The following is a 20140-nucleotide window of genomic DNA, read 5'->3' on the forward strand; positions in this document are numbered from 1 at the left end:
TATACTTATGGAAAATCAAAAACAAAAAAAGTCTTTTGGGCAATGGCTCAAAACTTCAATAACGGTTAGAATGTTAATGGTTGGAATACTAATACTAGTATTATTAATTCCACTATCCTACATCAAAAACTTAATTCAGGAACGAGCCTATAGACAAGAAGAAGTGGTTAAGGAAATTAATCAAAAATGGGGAAATGAGGTGTTATTATATGGCCCGGTACTTAAAGTACCATATCAAATACACACCCTTAAAAAAACCTGGGATGATAAAACTAAATCGTATTCAGAAGAAGATATCATCACTATACAGCATGCATTTTTTTTCCCAAACACATTAAATATAGAAAGCAATATAGAGTCGGAAACTCTTGGAAGAAGCATTTATGAATCTGTTGTATATACTGCTGATATGAAAATAAAAGGCTCTTTTACCACTCCTAATTTTGAAACACAAGATATTGCTGAATCTGATATCCTCTGGAATAAAACTACAGTGATTATTAACTCTACAAATCTAAAAGGAATTAAAAGTAACCTGGAATTAAAACTAGGAGTCGAAAGCTATCCTTTAAGATCCAGATATACCCAAAATTCATACACCAATACTCTAGAAACTAAATTCTTAAAAGAAAATTCATTACCAAAAGAAAATGCAATTGACTTTAGTCTCGATCTAATCATTAATGGTAGTGAACAATTACGATTTATTCCTGTTGGTAGAGAAACTAATGTTTCCATGACTTCAAATTGGGCTTCTCCAAGTTTTAACGGTAACTATTTGCCAAATCCAAAAACCAAAGAAATTTCACAGAGCGGGTTTAATGCAAATTGGAAAGTACTACAAATTAATCGGGAGTTTGAACAAGAGTTTTTTGGAGAATTACCACAGATTAATTCCTCTGCTTTTGGAGTAAAATTACTTATCCCTGTCGATGAATATCAAAAAAGTGAGCGTGCTACCAAATATGGATACCTGGTTATTGCACTAACCTTTTTAGTATTTTTTCTAATTCAGACGATAAGTAAAATCCATATACATCCTTTTCAATACCTTATGATTGGATTAGCGCTATCTATGTTCTACACGCTATTAATTTCGATTTCAGAACATTCGAGTTTTCTACAAGCATATGCGATAGGAGGCGTTTCTGTAATCCTCCTTATTTCTATGTATTCTAAGGCAATACTCAAAAGTTTTAAGTTTATGGGATTCATAGCCGCTTCATTAATCGCATTGTATACTTTCATATTTGTTATCATACAGTTAGAAAACTATGCTCTACTTGTAGGAAGTATTGGGTTATTCCTGATTTTGGGGACAATAATGATGGTATCTCGAAAAATCGATTGGGGTAATGATTAGTAATTAAAATATGAATACCCGATTTTAGTTAGTTGTAAAAAGTCGTACTTCAAATTTTTGAGGTGCGGCTTTTTTATCTACTTTTAGCTCTTGTAAAAGAATCGTTCCAAAAACAATCAGTATCCAATTTATGAATGAACTTAGTTTTAGAACGCATTTGACTTTTTAAACACAAATTCAAAACAGATGAGAAAAAGCATTTATATTCTAAGTTTCGCATGTGCTACACTAAGTATATTTTCGTGCAAAACAGATACTGAAAATAATCAAAACCTTGTTAAAGAAATCCCTTTTACTAAAGAAGGAGAACTTTCTTTATTTGACCTCAAAGATTCTATACCAAGCCCTATTGTAAAATTAGACATCGAATTTGCAGAAAATGAATACCAAATTCAAACAGGGTTGATGTATCGTAAATCTATGGAAGACAAACAAGGAATGCTATTTATATTTCCTGAAGAAGCTCCAAGATCTTTCTATATGAAAAACACTAAATTTTCGCTGGATATTATTTTTATCGATAGCAACAACAAAGTAGTGAGTATTCAAAAAAATGCACAACCATTGAATGAATCTTCATTACCTTCTGAAGGTCCTGCGCAATACGTACTTGAAGTAAATGCAAAACTAACCGATACCTGGAATCTTAAAAAAGGAGACTCTATTTCTTTTAAAAAATTCTAAAAACATAATCTTTTTTATTATCCTATGTTTAAAATCGCTCTCAAAATAATCATTATTCTATGTATTGTTATGCACACTCGTGCTCAAGAAAAAAAGACAAATACAGAAACTTTAATTAGAGAAAATATTGAGAGGCTTACAAAGAATCAAAGCTACTATTATGATAAAGGAGAATATGAACGATTTAAGCTATATACAGATTCAATTTTACATATTGCAAAGAAAAACAATTTACAAGAAATTGAAATCGATGCTATTACAAGGTTAGGAATTTACCATAAAAAGAAAGCTGAATATGACAAGGCATTAATATACTACTTAGAATCCCTAAAACTAGTTAATTTAATACCAGAAAGCTACAAAAGACGCACTGTTATTTTGATTAATTTAGGTAATACCTATAACGAAATAGGAAACCGCGAAAAGGCAAAAAAAGCATTTAAAGAAGCTCTTGACTATGTCAATAATCATGGAGGCCCTAGTATATATAGAATGGCAATTTATGTAGGTCTGGGAGAGTTATCTGCAGCAAACAACAACTATAAAAAGTCATTAGAATATTTTGAAAAATCCAAAAAAATTGGAGAAGAACTTAAACGTAATGATATCATCATTTCTGCTCTTAATAGCATAGCAGATAATTATTACCAACTAAAAGAATATGAACTATCACTAAAAAATAGTCAAGACGCACTAGCGCTTAATGACAACAATATATCCAAGGAACTTATAGCATCAACTCACTATAATATAGGTAGTGCCCTAATAAAACTTAATCGTTTAGAGGACGCAGAACAACCTCTCCAAATCGCCTTAGGCTTAGCTTTTACTTATGAATACAGAAAAACCGAAATGTATGTTCATCAAAAATTAGCATACATTTATACTAAGTTAGGAAAACTTGAAAAGGCAATTAATCATCAAAAAGGTTATGATCATAAAAAAGGATTATATCTATCATCATTATCTGAAGCAAAACAGTTAGAATTAGAAATAGAACTTAAGAAGTTAGAAGAAGATTTAGCTGGTCTATCAGAAGAAAAGAATTTCTTCATCATATCAGGTATTATTGTCTTTCTGCTATTATCCGGAGTCTTGTTTTACTATTTAAAAAAGAGTAGAAAATTTAAACAAGAAACACGAGAATTAAAGGAAGACAGAATGCTTTTGAAAAATGAAAACGAAACTCTTAAGATCAAAATCTATAAACTGGCACAACAAAACATTTCTTCTTTAGTCCAAAAAAACACTAACACACACGCATATCAAAACTCTTCTTTAACTCAAGAAGATCGAGAGAAATATCTACAGAAAATTCTGGATTATATGGAAAAAGAAAAACCATATCTTAATTTTGAGATTAAGCAATCCGATTTAGCAAAAGAGCTTTCAATGAGTGTTCATCAATTTTCTGAGGTATTGAACGTTTGTCTAAAAAAGAACTTTAATAACTTTATTAATCTATATCGAATTAATGAAGCGAAAAGCTTAATGAAGAAAAATAAATATGAAAACTATAAAATCCTTGCAATCGCATACGATGCAGGCTTTAATAGTAAGACATCATTTAACAGAGCTTTTAAACAATTAGTTGGCAAAACTCCATCAGAATATCGCGAGAAATCCTTAAAAGATCTTACATTATAAAGAATTCCCCTTCTTTTAAAAATAAAAAATCCGTTCTGATTACTCAAAACGGATTTTTTAAATTATAATAACAAAAGATTACTTTTTCTTTTCTTCTTCTTTTGGTTCTTTTGTTTTTAAACCAACTTTACTTACCGTATCAAACATTATTGGTGTTGCTATAAATAAAGAGGAATACGTACCAACCAGTACCCCAATAATAAGAGAGAACATAAACCCTCTTAATGGTACTGCAAATATAAAGATTGCCACAAGTACTAATAAAGTCGTTAACGATGTATTAAGCGTACGACTCAATGTACTATTCAAAGCTCCGTTTACATTTTTATTTAATGGCCAGGTAGTATGTTCATTGAAGAATTCTCTAATTCTATCAAACACAACCACCGTATCATTTAATGAATACCCAATTACTGTTAGTATAGCTGCAATAAATGCCTGGTCAATTTCCATATTAAACGGCATAAACTTATACGTAAGCGAGAAGATACCAAGTACGATTAATACATCATGGAATACTGCTGCTACGGCACCTAAACTAAACTGCCATCTTCTAAATCTTAATAAGATATATAAGAATACTACGATCAATGATCCTAAAACAGACCAAAAAGCAGCTTGCTTAATATCATCAGCAATAGTAGGTCCAACTTTCATAGAAGACATTATACCTACTTGTTTATCCTTATCTCCATTAGCAAATTGATCATACGTCAAACCATCTGTTAAATATGGCTTTAAAGATTCGTAAAGCTTATTTGCAATTTCGGCGTCTATTTCTTCACCAGTTTCATCTACTTTATATTTTGTTGTGATTTTCAATTGGTTGTTTGATCCGTATGTTTTTGCTTGTGCACTTTCGAATGTTGCTACAAGATCTTTCTCTACATCTGTAGGAACTACATCATTAGCAAAACGAACTGTATACGTTCTTCCTCCTACAAAATCAACTCCGTAATCCAAACTTTGAGTCACTAAAGACCCAATACCTACTAAAATCATAATTCCTGATATTACATAAGCAATCTTACGTTTCTTCAAGAAATCGATATTAATATTTTTAAATAGGTTCTTTGTAGCCCCTGTAGAGAATGCTAATTCTTTACCATTTTTACCGTATCCATTAATAAATAATCGAGTTACAAAAATTGCAGTAAACAAAGAAGTTAAAATACCTATTAGTAAGGTGGTAGCAAATCCTTTTATTGGCCCTGTACCTATTACTAATAAAATCAAACCTGTAAGACCAGTAGTAATATTAGCATCTAGTATTGATGATAATGCATTACTAAAACCATCTTTTATGGCATCTGCCTGAGATTTTCCTTTAGCTAATTCTTCCCTGATTCTTTCGAATATAAGTACGTTTGCATCAACCGACATACCAATAGTTAATACAATACCAGCGATACCAGGAAGTGTTAACACTGCTTTTAATCCTGCAAGAACTCCGAAGATAAATAAGATATTTACGACTAACGCTACATCTGCAAAAGCACCTGCTTTACCATAATAGAATATCATCCAGATCAGAATAAGCACTAATGCAATTGCAAAAGACATGATCCCACTATCAATAGCTTCCTGCCCAAGAGAAGGTCCAACTATTTCTGACTGAATAATATCTGCAGAAGCTGGTAATTTACCAGCTCTTAGCACATTGGCTAAATCCTGACCTTCTTCGATAGAGAAATCACCTGTAATCTCACTTCTACCTCCACTAATTGCTCCAGAAGTTACTCCCGGCGCAGAATATACAACATCATCAAGTACAACGGCAATCTGACTTTGTTGACTAAATGCCCGACCAGTCATTTCTTCCCACTTCTTAGCACCTTTACCATCCATCTGCATAGTTACCGTTACTGCTCCAAGTTGGTTATATTCTTGTCTTGCATCTGTAATAACACCACCGCTTAACTCAGGATCATTATCACGATTTCCTTTAATTACATATAAATCTAAAAGTTCTGAATCTTTAGAAGGCTTTCCCCATGCAAATTTTGCATAACGTTGTTCTACAGGCAATAACGCTCTAACTTTTGAATCGTTAAGATAGGCCATAAATTGATCAGCATTCTTTTGCTCTACTGATACGATAACCGGACCACCTTGTCTTCCTTGTACTGCAATTAAATCAAATAATGGGTTAACCTGTGCTGCAATGTCAGTCGAATCCTCTGCATCCTCTAATAATTCATCAATAGCTGCATCTGCATCTGTTTTTGTAGAATCTACCTGAGTAGTATCTACTTCTGTAGTATCGGCAACTACTTCGTTTGTTTCTTCAACTCCAGCTTTTGCTTTTTCTACTTTATCTGCTTCTTCCTTTAAAAGGTTATTGGCAGAAAATAAGAAAGGAAATATTTCTTCTGACTTATATACATCCCAAAACTCAAGTTGAGCAGTACTTGTCACTAAACTTCTAACTCTATCAATATCTCTGGCACCAGGAAGCTCAACTAAGATACGACCAGACTCTCCTAAACGTTGAATATTGGGTTGTGTTACCCCAAATTTATCAATACGTTTACGTAATACTTCGAAAGCAGATGCTACAGATTCATCTATTTTTTTTCTTAAAACCGGTTTAACCTGATCATTGGTCATGTCATAAGTGATATCATCACTTAGGTTTTTATTCGCAAAAATATCAGGAGATGCTAATTTAGCATCTGGGATTTTTTCAAACTCTGAAAAGAAATCCTCTATGTATGTATTCTGACTATTTTTTTGCAATTCATCTGTAGCCAGTAATGCCTGATTAAATGATGGATCTTTAGTTTTATTAGCAAGTCCACTTAAAATATCTTTTACAGAAATTTGAAGGATAACATTTATACCTCCCTCAAGGTCAAGCCCTTTATTAAGTTCTTTATCCTTTGCATCATTATACGTAATACCAGCAAAAATTTCTTCTTTACCAATAGAATCTAAATAATTACGTTCTGCAGCTTCTCTTAACTCAGAATAGCCTTCTCCATCATCGGGATACTTTTGCTGTGCATAAACCTCAGCTTCTTTTTCTTTTGTGTAGCTCAAATACGTATACGATAATTGGTATACACATACCAATCCGAATAAAATTGCAAATGCTCTAACAAGTCCTTTATTTTGCATTATTTATTTATTTAGGTCAAACCTTTTAAAATTAGGGAATTATAAAATTCACCTCCTGCGATCTGACAATTGTTTTTAATGATTTAAAATATGATGTGATTAAGCTTTATCACACTAGTGATAAGCTATACTTAAAAATTAAAATAACTTCTAAGAGCTATGAATTACTCTTCATTTTTAACTTTTAAAAATACGGGTAGTCTTCAGGAGTTTTTAAAATGCTAAACTCCAATTAAGAAATTGGTCCAGCTCTTACTTCAGGAGTGTTACGAGAAGTATTATCTATTGCTATTGCAATATTTGCATTGACCTTTTGGGCTACTTTTACAAGCCTATTGATATGATCAATATCAATTATTGCAATAAAACTATATGTATTATCACCAGAATATCCATCACGTTCATGTTTTATTTCTAAAACATATTTACCATTAAAGTCAGCATTAGAATCTGTACTTTTTTGGATTTCATAAACATCGAGGTTATAGTCTTTTGAATTTTGATCTAAAGGAAATTGCTTGTCATTTTCATTTTGATCATAAAAAACATGATCCAACGCTACATTTTGTTCTTCTGAAAGTATTCTCTTTATATACTCTACATCTGCATCGCTATAATATGCGATTTTGAGCTTACCATCTTTTAGTCCCTTAGAAATTCTGGTATTTTTCACTCCAATGGATTGCAATTGTTTCTTTACAATTGTTATCGCATTTTGAGCTTCTTTAGAAGTAACCTCAATATCAACAAATTCTAATACAATTTCCTGATTAGGTACTACGGTTTGCTGCTGAATAACAACAAGTGTTGCCAATGCAGTGATTAAAATCGCGAAGTACCATTTTTTCTTCATTCGGCAAATATAAAAAAATTAAAACTTCATTTCTTAAGTCTTTAAATAAATATCTATTTTAATTTTTCTACATCCATATTAACTACTGTCATCATAGGAATGGATCCTGACTCTAAAACAGCAGCAAAATCCTGTGCTTCTTCAACCGTAAAGTTTCCTGTAATTTGCGACATACCCCCTATTATTGGTCCTGACATAACCCCTGGAGCACTATATACCAAATCATTAATAACTATGGCTATCTGAAACCTTTCCTGAAAGGCTCTACCGGTTAGATTTTCCCATACTCTAGCCCCTTCTTCGTTCATTGCTATAGTAACCGTTGGTCTTGCCAATTGATCAAATTCCTGACGTGCCTGATTAATAACTTTTCCGGTTAAAGCAGGTTTAACTTGCTTATTTAACTTCAGGGCATAAAGAGGCAATTCTTCTATACCTTTTTCTTTTCTTCCCCATAAAAATTTAACAAATCGTCTTTGCGCGGGAAGAGAGGATTCTGCTCCTTTTACAGACAAATAGGTTCGTACTAAAGCCGTATCTTTTTCTGACACATTAAAAAGTACTGAACCTCCTTCATAGCCTTGACTTTTAACTAAATCAAACAATGGGTTTTCATCTTCTTTATCTTTTTTCAATATATCATTTACATTCATCATAAAACTCATCATTTCTTCCATCTGATACGTTTCATAAAAATCCAGCCTACCCTGGTTGGTTACTAAATTCTTAATTCGTTCTGAATCATGATGAGTTTTCAAATCAATAGCAATCTGATGGCCATTAGTCACTTTCTCTACATTAAAATCTCTAGAAACCTTACTAATTCTTTTCTTTAGCACTTCGACAATAGCATTAGTTTCTATATCAGATTGCTGATTACTATCAAATTCTAAGGTTATCTTAATCACTTTATCTGGTTGTGGTCCAAAATTACAAGAGCTCACACTTATAGATAAAAGACTCACAAGTATTCCTTTTAAAAATGTCATATACATAAGTACTATTATATTAAACAATAAGAGCTGCATAAAGCAGCTCTTATCAAATTTTATATTACATGGGTTATTAAAGTTCTAACAATCCATTAGTTTTCTTAACACCTTCTGCACTTTCTACCATTTTGCTTTTTTCTGCATCACTCAAATCGATCTCTACGATGTTTTCTATACCATTTCTACCTAATACTACAGGTACACCAATACAAAGATCGTTTAATCCATACTCTCCTTCTAACAACGTTGAGCAAGGGAAAATTTTCTTTTGATCACAAGCAATTGCTTGAACTAGTCCTGATACAGCAGCTCCAGGAGCATACCATGCAGATGTGCCTAATAATTTAGTAAGTGTTGCTCCACCAACTTTGGTATCTGCTGCTACTTGCTCTAATCTATCTTCTGCAATAAACTCTGAAACAGGAACACTATTTCTAGTTGCCAATCTTGTTAACGGCACCATTCCTTTATCACTATGTCCGCCAATTACCATTCCATCAACATCAGAGATAGGAGCACCAAGTGCTTCTGCTAATCTATATTTGAAACGAGCGCTATCCAATGCCCCACCCATTCCTATAATTCTATTTTTAGGAAGATTAGTAGTTTTATGCACTAAATATGTCATCGTATCCATTGGGTTACTTACAACGATAATAATTGTATTTGGAGAGTGTTCTATTAAGCTAGAAGATACTGATTTAACAATTCCTGCATTAATACCAATTAATTCTTCACGAGTCATTCCCGGTTTACGTGGGATTCCTGAAGTTATCACAACAATATCACTTCCTGCAGTTTTAGAATAATCTCCTGTAGTACCTGTGATTTTAGTATCAAATCCGTTTAAAGATGCGGTTTGCATAAGATCCATTGCTTTACCTTCTGCATATCCTTCTTTAATATCTAACAATACTACTTCTGAAGCAAAATCTTTAATTGCTATATATTCGGCACAACTTGCACCCACTGCACCAGCACCTACTACTGTAACTTTCATGGTATTTTTTTTTGATTGTAATTAAACATATTTGTTTCGCGAAAATACGAATTCTTTAACGAATTCATTAACAAATAGTATGTTAATTACCAGCCAAAATTAAGCCCTAGAGAAAGGTTATTATAGTTCTGTAATGTGTAATCTAAATTAGCCTTAAAAACACCATATTGGACTTTTGCACCAATAGTTGCTTTAATTCCGTTTGTTCTACTTTTAACACTTATAGGATCCGTAACGGTTTCAGAAGCTAAGGGGCCATTTTGTATCTGGTATGTCCCTAATAAATCGGCATCACTGGAGCCAAAATAATACCCTAAACCACCATAAAAATTTAAAACAGGTAATTTGGTAGAAACAATACTTGTAAGTAACCAAGAATTTGTATTTAACCGAACTTCCTGATCTACTCCGTCAATACCACTATCCACTATATCATAAAAGCCTTTAATATTTGTATACCCCAATAAAGCCGAAAGTCGCACAGGCCATCTTTTTAATGGATAAACCCAATCAGTAAATTCATGTTGAAAACCAACTCCATATAACTGTATCTCTGCGTCTTCTACCGCTTTTATTCTTGGTAAAAACCGCAATTTAATTTCTGTACTTTTTATTAACCCCAAAGATCCTTGAATAAAACCACTTGGTAAAGAATTAATTTCTGCATTCCCAATACCATCAGGTAAAACAACTTCTAAAGCAGAAGCCTGACCAGGGTTTACTATGACGACAATATCTTCTTGATTTGTTCCCAACGCATTAGCCACTACCTGACTTACTTGTCCTGAACTAAAGGCCAGATTCTCATAATCCAATACATTTAAAATAAAAGATTGTTTCTCTTCTCTGACAAAAGACAGATTACCTACTATACCTACTTCAAAATGCCATAATTTTTTGACTTTTGCAGTATTATACCATCCATTCGATGTTGCATTTATGAGTGACTCTCCTGCCGAAGCAAAATAATCATCACTAAAGCGTTGTGCATTCTCTATTCCTATCTCGAGAATTTGATCAATATCTGTTTGTGAAGTAGCTGTATGACCGAGAAGTAATGCTAGTAGTAAAGCACATTTTTTCATAAGATTTGGGTTTAATAGGCTCTGCAATATAGAAAAAACGTTAATAAATCCATAAAAAAAACCGCCATACAAATATATGGCGGTTTTTTAATATCATATCAAAACACTAATTATGCATCAATATTTGCATAAACAGCGTTCTTTTCTATAAACTCTCTACGCGGTGGAACCTCATCTCCCATAAGCATAGAGAAAATTCTATCTGCTTCTGTAAGATTATCAATGGTTACTTGTCTCATAGTTCTATATTCTGGGTTCATCGTCGTATCCCATAACTGTTCTGCATTCATCTCCCCAAGACCTTTATAACGTTGTATTTTTGAATTTTCTCCAAATTCTTTTACAATCATATCACGCTGATCATCATTCCAGGCATATTGCTTTTTGGCTCCTTTTTTCACCAAGTATAAAGGTGGCGCAGCAATATAAATATGTCCTGCTTCAATTAATTCTTTCATATAACGGAAAAAGAATGTCAAAATTAATGTAGAGATATGACTACCATCGACATCTGCATCACACATAATCACGATCTTATGATAACGTAATTTTGAAAGATTTAATGCTTTACTATCTTCTTCTGTACCTATCGTTACTCCTAATGCTGTAAATATATTTTTGATTTCTTCATTTTCAAAAACTTTATGGTGCATTGCTTTTTCTACATTCAATATTTTTCCACGTAACGGAAGAATAGCCTGAAACATACGATCACGTCCTTGTTTTGCCGTTCCTCCTGCAGAATCTCCCTCGACTAGAAACACCTCACACAATGCAGGATCTTGCTCTGAGCAATCTGAAAGTTTACCAGGCAACCCTCCTATACTCATCACCGACTTACGCTGTACCATCTCACGTGCTTTTTTAGCAGCGTGACGTGCTTGCGCAGCAAGAATTACCTTCTGTACAATGGTTTTTGCATCATTAGGATTTTCTTCAAGATAATTTTCTAACATCTCAGAAACAGCTTGTGACACCGCAGAAGTCACCTCTCTATTCCCCAACTTGGTTTTTGTCTGACCTTCAAATTGTGGTTCCTGAACTTTTACCGATACAATTGCAGTTAATCCTTCACGAAAATCATCTCCTGCAATTTCAAACTTTAGCTTATCTAATAACCCAGAGGCATCTGCATACTTTTTAAGTGTAGAAGTAAGACCTCTTCTAAACCCTGAAAGATGAGTTCCTCCTTCATGGGTATTTATATTATTTACATAAGAATGTAGATTCTCTGCATATGAGTCGTTATAAATCATCGCAACTTCTACTGGGATGTTATTCTTTTCTCCCTCCATAGAAATCACATCAGCAATAATAGAACTGCGGCTTGTATCCAAAAACCTAACAAACTCTTTTAATCCTTCTTCAGAGTGAAAAGTTTCTGAAACATTATTCCCTTCTTCATCTTGGTGACGCTTATCGGTTAAAGTAATAGTTATCCCTTTATTAAGGTATGCCAATTCTCGCATACGACTCGCCAAAGTATCATAATTATACTCTAATGTTTGCTGAAAAATTGTTGGATCAGGTCTAAAAGTAACTACTGTACCATTAAAATCTGTATCTCCTGTTGATTTAACCGGATAAAGAGGCTTTCCTTTCTCATATTCCTGCTCCCAAACTTTTCCATCTTTATGAACAATAGCATGCAAATGATCTGATAAAGCGTTAACACAAGAAACTCCTACTCCATGAAGTCCTCCAGATACCTTATAAGAATCTTTATCGAATTTCCCTCCTGCACCAATCTTGGTCATTACAACCTCTAAGGCAGAAACTCCTTCTTTTTTATGAATTCCAACAGGAATACCACGACCATTATCTCTTGTCGTAATAGAATTATCTTCATTTATGGTTACCTGTATAGAATCACAGTACCCAGCTAATGCTTCATCGATAGAATTATCAACAACTTCATATACTAAATGATGTAATCCTCGAGACCCTACATCACCAATATACATGGATGGTCGCATTCTAACATGCTCCATTCCCTCGAGTGCTTGAATACTATCTGCCGAGTAATTCTTCTTATTAGCTTCTTCGCTCATAAAATCCCTTAATTAATTATTTTATTTTTTTGACAACAAACAAAGATAAAAAAACAGTAAAAGGATAAAAGGGTTTTATCAAAGATGATTTAAAGAGTTATCAACAATTAGTTAAGAATAGTACCAGAAAAATAAAAAATGCTCTTAAAACTGATAAAAACAGCCTTAAATTGAATTTAAGATTATAATAACATTTTAAAGCCTTTTCTGATTTAATAACCTAGACACTTCAAAATGAATACAATACATTAATTCACTATTACGCCTACAAAACTCAAAGAAAAGACATAAAAGATAATTCTAAGTAAATTTCCTTTTAAATAATAAAGCCCCAAGAAATTCTTCTCAGGGCTTTACATCTCAATTAACTCAACTTCTAGTTAGTAATAAAAATAAATTGTATGTTTATTGCACGACTTCTTCGGCTTCATAGGCCTCTTCGTGTACGTTAGCTACTGCTCGGCCACTTGGATCATTCATATTTTTAAAAGCTTCATCCCACTCTAATGCTATTTTTGTACTACATGCTACCGATGGCTCCTGAGGCACACTCATAGCTGCAGCATCACTAGGAAAATGCCCTTCAAAAATTGAACGATAATAGAATTCTTCTTTATTCTGGGGAGTTTGAATCGGGAACCTAAAGTGTGCATTTGCCATTTGTTCATCCGTTACTTCTGTTTCAACTACTTCTTTTAAAGTATCTATCCAACTATATCCAACCCCATCAGAAAACTGTTCTTTTTGTCTCCAAGCCACACTTTCTGGTAAATATGACTCAAAAGCCTTACGAATAACCCATTTCTCCATTCGTTCTCCATTAATCATTTTATTTTTTGGATTAATTCTCATGGCCACATCCATGAATTCTTTATCTAAAAATGGTACACGTCCTTCGATCCCCCATGCGGCAAGTGATTTATTTGCACGCAAGCAATCATACATATGAAGTTTATCAAGTTTACGCACAGTCTCCTCATGAAATTCTCTAGCATTTGGTGCTTTATGAAAATAAAGATATCCTCCAAAAATCTCATCAGCTCCTTCTCCAGAAAGTACCATTTTCACCCCCATTGACTTAATAACTCTAGCCATCAAATACATTGGAGTCGACGCCCTAATTGTTGTTATATCGTAGGTTTCTAAATTATAAATAACATCTTTTATAGCGTCAAGGCCTTCTTGTATTGTAAATTTAATTTCGTGATGAACGGTACCAATATGATCTGCCACTTTTTGTGCTGCCTCAAGATCTGGAGATCCTTCTAATCCAACAGAAAAAGAATGTAATTTTGGCCACCAGGCATCTTTTACATCATCTGATTCTATTCGTTTTTCTGCATATTTTTTTGCAATAGCTGAAGTAACCGAAGAATCTAATCCACCAGACAACAATACTCCATAAGGAACATCAGACATTAATTGTCTATGAACAGCTGCTTCAAGCGCATCTCTAAGCTCATCAATACTTGTTTGATTTTCCTTTACAGCTTCATAGTCTTCCCAGTCTCTTACATACCATTTTTTCAATTCCCCCTCTTCACCAGACAAGTAATGCCCAGGAGGAAACAATTCTATTTTTGTACATACTCCTTCTAGAGCTTTTAATTCTGAACCTATATAAAAGCTACCATTTTGGTCCCATCCCATATATAAAGGAATAATACCCATATGATCTCTTGATATAAGGTATGTGTTTTTCTCCACATCATACAAAGCAAATGCAAAAATACCGTTCAGATCATCTAAAAAATCAGCACCTTTTTCCTTATATAAAGCTAATATCACTTCACAATCTGACTCTGTCTGAAAATTATATTTTCCTTCGAATTGCTTACGAATCTCTCTATGATTATAAATTTCTCCATTAGCAGCAAGCACTAACTTCTTATCTTCACTAAAAAGAGGTTGTTTACCAGACACCGGATCAACAATTGCCAATCTCTCATGCGCCAATATCGCATGTTCATTTGAATATATCCCACTCCAATCCGGACCTCTATGACGAATTTTTTTTGACATCTCCAGTAATTGAGGTCTTAAAACCTCTGAATCTTGCTTTAAATCAAAAGCACAAACAATTCCACACATATTCTTCTTTTTCTATGATTTGAGAAGTCAAAGATGTACTTATAGTTACATTATAAAAACAATAAAGCTTAAATAGACTACAAATTATAACTAAAAAAACACTATAACCATAAAAATGAAACAAATATTAAGCAATACCTTTATAAATACTATCAAACTGTCACAAACAACATTTAACACAATTTATAGATACGATTAACATTTCGCTTGTAAGTTCGAGTATATCTTTACGTCTGTCATAAAAACAAAAATCACTCTTATGAAAAAATCAATCTTATTAGTTGCAATTATGTTGATAGGAACATTATCAACTGTAAATGCTCAAAAATTTGCTGGGTTACAAAAAAGCCCTACCGACATTTCTTATGCAAAGAAAGACCGAAGTGCTAAACCAGAAATCAAAGTTGTATATAGTCGCCCACAAAAAAAAGGTCGTCAAATTTTTGGTAATTTAGCCGCTTACGACAAGGTTTGGAGAACTGGTGCTGATGAAGCTACAGAAATTAAATTCTTTCAGGATGTAAAAATGGGAGATAAAACTGTTAAGGCAGGTACATATTCATTATTTACAATACCTGGAGAGAAGGAATGGACTATAATTCTAAATTCTGACCTAGACAGCTGGGGAGCATATACTTATGATGAAAGCAAAGATGTTGCAAGAATTAAGGTTCCGGCTGCAAGTGGAGAGGAATTAGAAGTATTTTCTATAGCTTTCAAAAAAGTTGACAAAGGGTACCATATGGTTATGGGATGGGACAAAGCTCGGGTAGAAGTTCCTTTTTACCTATAAACAAGAAACTTAGAGTTTAAAAAAACCAATAAAAAAATAGCATGAAACTTCGGACGTTTCATGCTATTTTTTACCTCATATAGTATTTGTTGATACTAATGATTCCCCCAACAGAGATTAGATATTATCTCCTCTCTTTTTTTAGTTATCTGTGGATAGCGTGACCAGACGCTCCAGGTAACTCTTTTAGAAAATCCATTACGACTCTAAAAGTTAATCTAAATTTCGTGTAAAATAGCCCCATATGTTATTTTTAAATTAATTAAATACTACATAAATATAACACCAATATGATGTGATTTCAATAATTATTTATGCATTTTAGATATAAATCAAGATTTTATCGATAACAAACACAAAAATCTCAATTCTAGTACTTTCCATTCTAATCAGCTTGTTATTTTTTACTAGGAAAATGGGGTAATTTCCCCCTAATTTCATTTTGTAATTAACAAACTATTCTTTTTAATTTCCAAAAATTGTCCCTCAACAATTTTAAAAAAATTATCTGTGGATTGCATTACTGCAAGCCGATGGCAATTGCTTTAAAAAAGCTTTTAATGCCTTTACATCTATAACCAAAATACCGTAAAATAGCCTCATAATCTTTTGATTTATAATTTGTTGTACAAAGATAACACTCATCTCATTTGAGATAAAAAAATTAACACTTCTCAAACAAGGTTTTTAGATATAAAGCATTTTAGAAACGACGTGAGGTATAAAAATGAACTATCAACCGCTTTATTTTAAAGAAATTTCCCACACATAAAAGTTGTATTTAAGGGGTTTTCTCCCCCTTTTTGATTCTTTAAAACTAGTAATTAAACCCCCTCAGATTTACAAAAAAGCCATATGATATATCAATACCGGTCAGCTATTTCTAAATACTATTATTTCCCCTTCATTGCAAATATAAAAAAAGAGACTATACACCGCTGGGGGACAGTCTCTTTTTTTTATGTTTTTAACAAATATTTCAATGTCTAAAAAGTAGTCTTCATCACTTTCGCATCACATAAGCAGATGCTCTTGGAAGATCTTTCAAGAATTTAATAATGTTTTTAAAAATAAGCCCTTTAAAAGTAAAAAATGTCCCCATATGTGATTCATTAAATATTAATTCTCAATCAATTTAATTAAAGACATTAAAAAATACAAGATTTTTGTTAAATAATTAACAGATTTCCAGGGACATACAAGAATAAGTACTTCAAAAAAATAAACCTAAACAGGTTTTTTACTTTTCAAACAAATAAGAGATTGTTTTATTTAAACAATCTCTTATTAAAGGTTCAAAACATATGACAATGCATAATATGAAAACATACTCATATTAATTTCTTATTATTTATACATCGCGTATCGTGAAGCTCCTGGTAGTTCTTTTAAAAAACTAATGACAACATTAAAGTTTAATCCGAAAATAGTAGTAAAATATTTCATAACATCCTGATTTTTAATTACACTTACAAATTTATAGGATATACACTCTTGTAACCGCAAAAAATCGCTGGTTAATCAAAAAGGCAGATTAAACCGGCATTTACTTTCGACGAAAGGTAATTTCGTCTTTTTTATTATTTAATTAAGTCATGATGTTTTGTATAACACATATACTTGATTATGGAATATTAAGATACTTATGGGTCTGCAGAGAAACCTTCCATTTTGGGTTTTTCATAACATAATCCACTATCATTGGAATCATTTTTTCGCGAACGCTCCATTCTGGTTGAAGATATAATATACAGTGATCAGAAACCTTAGCAGCTTGTTCTTCTGCAAAAGCAAAATCACTTTTATTATAGACAATGCACTTTAATTCATGGGCTTTTTGATAAATCTCTTCTTTAGGAAGTTTTACTTTCTTGGGAGAAAGACAAATCCAATCCCATTCTCCTGTCAAAGTATAAGCTCCAGAAGTTTCAATATGAGTTTTTGCTCCTCTATCTCTAAGGCCCTGGGTTAACAAACTCATATCCCATGTTAAAGGTTCACCACCGGTAACAACTACTACATCACTATATTTCAAAGAATTTTCTATAATTAAGCCTGTATCTGTAGGAGGATGCAGGTCAGCGTTCCAACTCTCTTTTACATCACACCAATGACATCCAACATCACAACCGCCTATTCTAACAAAATATGCTGCTGTTCCTTTATGAAAACCTTCCCCTTGTATGGTATAAAACTCTTCCATTAAAGGAAGCATCTTACCATCATTCACCAATTTTTGTACACTCTCTTGCATAAGGCTGCAAAGGTACATAAGATAAAAGAATTATAAGACAAAACTATAAATCGAATATTATAACAAAATTATTGCTTTACTGCTATGCATTCTATTTCTATTTTGGCGCCAACAGCTAAACCTTTTGCAGCAAAAGTAGTTCGTGCAGGTTTCTGCGGAAAATATGTTTTATATACTTCATTAAAGGAAGAAAAATCTTCAATGTCTGCTAATATCACAGTACACTTCACAACATCTTCCATTTTCATACCGTGTTCTTTTAGAACCGCTTTAATATTTTCTAAAGTTTGTTTGGTTTCTGCCGTCACTCCCCCCTCTACTAACTTTCTTACACCATGATCCATACCGACTTGTCCTGAAAGAAAAAACAAGTTCCCTACCTGAACAGCATCAGAAAAAGGAGCATTTGATTTTTTAGGCTCATGGGTTTTATGAAAAATTACAGTATCTGAAGATGTTGAAGAATCAGTACCACAACCTACTAAGAATACAAAGAGGCAGGTAATTGCTATTATTTTTTTCATGAATTAAAGTATAATAAAGTTTAGTAATACGATTTACTTTCATTAAAAGTAACTTATAATTTTAATAGAAAAGTTAAGATTCCTATTTTTATGAAAAATTACAATCAAATCATGAGTGACAATCAAGCATTTTTAGATCACATTAACAAAGGGTATACTACCAAGGGAGATTTTCTTACTATGGGAGCAGCAATATATAATGGAGAGACCATTACAAATGCACACGTAAAAGTACCTCTAAAAACGCTAAATCGCCATGGTTTAATTGCAGGGGCAACGGGAACAGGTAAAACCAAAACTCTTCAGGTAATTGCAGAAAATCTAAGTGAACAAGGAATACCAGTACTTTTAATGGATATCAAAGGAGATCTTAGCGGAATTGCAGCAGCAAGCTCAGGGCATCCCAAAATTGATGAACGTCATGAAAAAATAGGCATTCCTTTTGAAGCTAAAGAATTTCCTGTAGAGATTCTTTCTCTTTCTGAACAAGATGGTGTTCGTCTTCGTGCAACTGTAAGTGAGTTTGGACCTGTTTTACTTTCAAGAATTCTTGATGTTACTACAACTCAAGCGGGAATCATATCGATTATATTTAAATACTGTGATGATAATAAATTACCCCTTTTGGACCTAAAAGATCTAAAAAAGGTATTACAATATGCTACGCAAGAAGGTAAAAAAGAACTAGAAAAAGATTACGGAAGAATTTCTACCGCATCGACAGGTGCTATTCTAAGAAAGATTGTCGAACTGGAGCAACAAGGTGCAGATCAGTTTTTTGGCGAACGCTCTTTTGAGGTTCAGGATTTATGTAGAATAGATGAAAATGGCAGAGGGATAATCAATATTATTAGACTAACCGACATCCAAGATAAACCTAAATTATTCTCAACATTTATGTTAAGTCTTCTTGCTGAGATATATGGCACATTTCCTGAACAAGGAGATAGCGGACGACCAGAGCTAATCATATTTCTTGACGAAGCACATTTAATTTTTAAAGAAGCTTCTAATGCATTAATGGATCAAATAGAAAGTATTGTCAAATTAATCCGATCCAAAGGAGTTGGGCTTTATTTTGTTACGCAGAATCCTACAGATGTTCCTGACGGAATTTTAAGCCAATTGGGATTAAAAGTACAACATGCACTTAGAGCATTTACTGCCAAAGATAGAAAAGCCATCAAACTCACTGCTGAGAATTATCCTATTTCTGAATATTATGATACCAAAGAAATATTGACCTCTTTAGGAATTGGAGAAGCATTAATATCCGCTCTTGATGAAAAAGGGCGCCCTACTCCATTAGCAGCTACAATGCTTAGGGCTCCTATGAGTCGCATGGATATATTAACGGATAATGAATTAAAGACATTATTAAAAAAATCAAAACTTATACCTAAGTATAACGAAGAAATTGATAGAGAAAGTGCTTATGAGCTTTTAAATGAAAAAATAGAAAGTGCAGAAGCCGAAGAAGCAAAAGCTGTTGCCAAAAAAGAAAGAGAAAAACTAAAAAGAAGTTCTTCTTCCAGCTCTAGAAGCAAAAGAACCAGTACTACAGAAAAAGCTATTATAAAAGTATTGACTAGCGCTACTTTTATTAGAGGCGCTTTGGGTGTACTTAATAAGTTATTGAAATAATTTACGTTACTATTAAAATGAAATTATTTAATCAACTTA

At 32.9% G+C, this 20140-nt stretch carries 14 protein-coding genes; 5 read left to right on the forward strand and 9 right to left on the reverse strand.

What is annotated here, in order from left to right; all coding sequences use genetic code 11:
* Positions 1-7: 7 nt before the first annotated feature.
* From creD to PQF96_RS06065, 3 genes are all read left to right on the forward strand, one after another.
* Positions 8-1363 (forward strand): cell envelope integrity protein CreD, encoded by a 1356-nt coding sequence (creD, locus tag PQF96_RS06055; RefSeq protein ID WP_109434805.1) that lies wholly within the window; start codon positions 8-10, stop codon positions 1361-1363.
* Between the two features lie 186 nt (positions 1364-1549).
* Positions 1550-2047, forward strand: a complete 498-nt coding sequence (locus PQF96_RS06060; protein ID WP_271765424.1) for a DUF192 domain-containing protein — start codon at positions 1550-1552, stop codon at positions 2045-2047.
* Positions 2048-2071: 24 nt separating this feature from the next.
* Positions 2072-3694, forward strand: coding sequence for a tetratricopeptide repeat protein (locus PQF96_RS06065; protein ID WP_271765425.1), 1623 nt, complete (start codon positions 2072-2074; stop codon positions 3692-3694).
* Positions 3695-3772: 78 nt separating this feature from the next.
* Here the strand turns inward: PQF96_RS06065 and secDF are convergent, their stop codons facing one another.
* From secDF to asnB, 7 genes are all read right to left on the reverse strand, one after another.
* On the reverse strand, positions 3773-6814 hold the full coding sequence (secDF, locus tag PQF96_RS06070) for a protein translocase subunit SecDF (protein WP_109434802.1): 3042 nt from the start codon (positions 6812-6814) through the stop codon (positions 3773-3775).
* A 232-nt stretch (positions 6815-7046) separates the two neighbouring features.
* Complete coding sequence (locus tag PQF96_RS06075; RefSeq protein ID WP_271765426.1) at positions 7047-7667, reverse strand: hypothetical protein; 621 nt, start codon at positions 7665-7667, stop codon at positions 7047-7049.
* Between the two features lie 53 nt (positions 7668-7720).
* Positions 7721-8656, reverse strand: coding sequence for a SecDF P1 head subdomain-containing protein (locus PQF96_RS06080; RefSeq protein WP_271765427.1), 936 nt, complete (start codon positions 8654-8656; stop codon positions 7721-7723).
* Between the two features lie 76 nt (positions 8657-8732).
* On the reverse strand, positions 8733-9659 hold the full coding sequence (mdh, locus tag PQF96_RS06085; RefSeq protein WP_271765428.1) for a malate dehydrogenase: 927 nt from the start codon (positions 9657-9659) through the stop codon (positions 8733-8735).
* An 86-nt stretch (positions 9660-9745) separates the two neighbouring features.
* Positions 9746-10744, reverse strand: a complete 999-nt coding sequence (locus PQF96_RS06090; protein ID WP_109434798.1) for a DUF6588 family protein — start codon at positions 10742-10744, stop codon at positions 9746-9748.
* Positions 10745-10854: 110 nt separating this feature from the next.
* Entirely contained in the window at positions 10855-12795 is a 1941-nt protein-coding gene (gyrB, locus tag PQF96_RS06095) for a DNA topoisomerase (ATP-hydrolyzing) subunit B (RefSeq protein ID WP_109434797.1), read from the reverse strand.
* 405 nt (positions 12796-13200) lie between these two features.
* Positions 13201-14886 (reverse strand): asparagine synthase B, encoded by a 1686-nt coding sequence (gene asnB / locus PQF96_RS06100; protein ID WP_271765429.1) that lies wholly within the window; start codon positions 14884-14886, stop codon positions 13201-13203.
* Positions 14887-15145: 259 nt separating this feature from the next.
* On the opposite strand from asnB, the gene PQF96_RS06105 reads away from it, so the two are divergent.
* Complete coding sequence (locus PQF96_RS06105) at positions 15146-15679, forward strand: DUF2911 domain-containing protein (RefSeq protein WP_109434795.1); 534 nt, start codon at positions 15146-15148, stop codon at positions 15677-15679.
* Positions 15680-17303: 1624 nt separating this feature from the next.
* Here PQF96_RS06105 and PQF96_RS06110 read toward each other — a convergent pair.
* Together PQF96_RS06110 and PQF96_RS06115 are read right to left on the reverse strand one after the other, a co-directional pair.
* Positions 17304-17951, reverse strand: a complete 648-nt coding sequence (locus PQF96_RS06110; protein ID WP_271765430.1) for a 7-carboxy-7-deazaguanine synthase QueE — start codon at positions 17949-17951, stop codon at positions 17304-17306.
* Positions 17952-18001: 50 nt separating this feature from the next.
* Positions 18002-18457 (reverse strand): RidA family protein, encoded by a 456-nt coding sequence (locus PQF96_RS06115; RefSeq protein WP_109434793.1) that lies wholly within the window; start codon positions 18455-18457, stop codon positions 18002-18004.
* Between the two features lie 111 nt (positions 18458-18568).
* Between PQF96_RS06115 and PQF96_RS06120 the strand changes: the two genes are divergently transcribed.
* A complete protein-coding gene (locus tag PQF96_RS06120) occupies positions 18569-20101 on the forward strand; it encodes a helicase HerA-like domain-containing protein (RefSeq protein ID WP_271765498.1) in 1533 nt (510 codons plus the stop codon).
* The last annotated feature ends 39 nt before the right edge of the window (positions 20102-20140 follow it).

The sequence above is a fragment of the Aquimarina algiphila genome (assembly GCF_947494415.1).
Classification (GTDB): Bacteria; Bacteroidota; Bacteroidia; order Flavobacteriales; family Flavobacteriaceae; genus Aquimarina; species Aquimarina algiphila.

Excerpts from the sequence above, each read along its gene's own strand:
- creD (WP_109434805.1), top strand. The coding sequence starts at position 8 with ATGGAAAATCAAAAACAAAAAAAGTCTTTTGGGCAATGGCTCAAAACT.
- PQF96_RS06060 (WP_271765424.1), top strand. The coding sequence starts at position 1,550 with ATGAGAAAAAGCATTTATATTCTAAGTTTCGCATGTGCTACACTAAGT.
- PQF96_RS06065 (WP_271765425.1), top strand. The coding sequence starts at position 2,072 with ATGTTTAAAATCGCTCTCAAAATAATCATTATTCTATGTATTGTTATG.
- secDF (WP_109434802.1), bottom strand. The coding sequence starts at position 6,814 with ATGCAAAATAAAGGACTTGTTAGAGCATTTGCAATTTTATTCGGATTG.
- PQF96_RS06075 (WP_271765426.1), bottom strand. The coding sequence starts at position 7,667 with ATGAAGAAAAAATGGTACTTCGCGATTTTAATCACTGCATTGGCAACA.
- PQF96_RS06080 (WP_271765427.1), bottom strand. The coding sequence starts at position 8,656 with ATGACATTTTTAAAAGGAATACTTGTGAGTCTTTTATCTATAAGTGTG.
- mdh (WP_271765428.1), bottom strand. The coding sequence starts at position 9,659 with ATGAAAGTTACAGTAGTAGGTGCTGGTGCAGTGGGTGCAAGTTGTGCC.
- PQF96_RS06090 (WP_109434798.1), bottom strand. The coding sequence starts at position 10,744 with ATGAAAAAATGTGCTTTACTACTAGCATTACTTCTCGGTCATACAGCT.
- gyrB (WP_109434797.1), bottom strand. The coding sequence starts at position 12,795 with ATGAGCGAAGAAGCTAATAAGAAGAATTACTCGGCAGATAGTATTCAA.
- asnB (WP_271765429.1), bottom strand. The coding sequence starts at position 14,886 with ATGTGTGGAATTGTTTGTGCTTTTGATTTAAAGCAAGATTCAGAGGTT.
- PQF96_RS06105 (WP_109434795.1), top strand. The coding sequence starts at position 15,146 with ATGAAAAAATCAATCTTATTAGTTGCAATTATGTTGATAGGAACATTA.
- PQF96_RS06110 (WP_271765430.1), bottom strand. The coding sequence starts at position 17,951 with ATGTACCTTTGCAGCCTTATGCAAGAGAGTGTACAAAAATTGGTGAAT.
- PQF96_RS06115 (WP_109434793.1), bottom strand. The coding sequence starts at position 18,457 with ATGAAAAAAATAATAGCAATTACCTGCCTCTTTGTATTCTTAGTAGGT.
- PQF96_RS06120 (WP_271765498.1), top strand. The coding sequence starts at position 18,569 with ATGAGTGACAATCAAGCATTTTTAGATCACATTAACAAAGGGTATACT.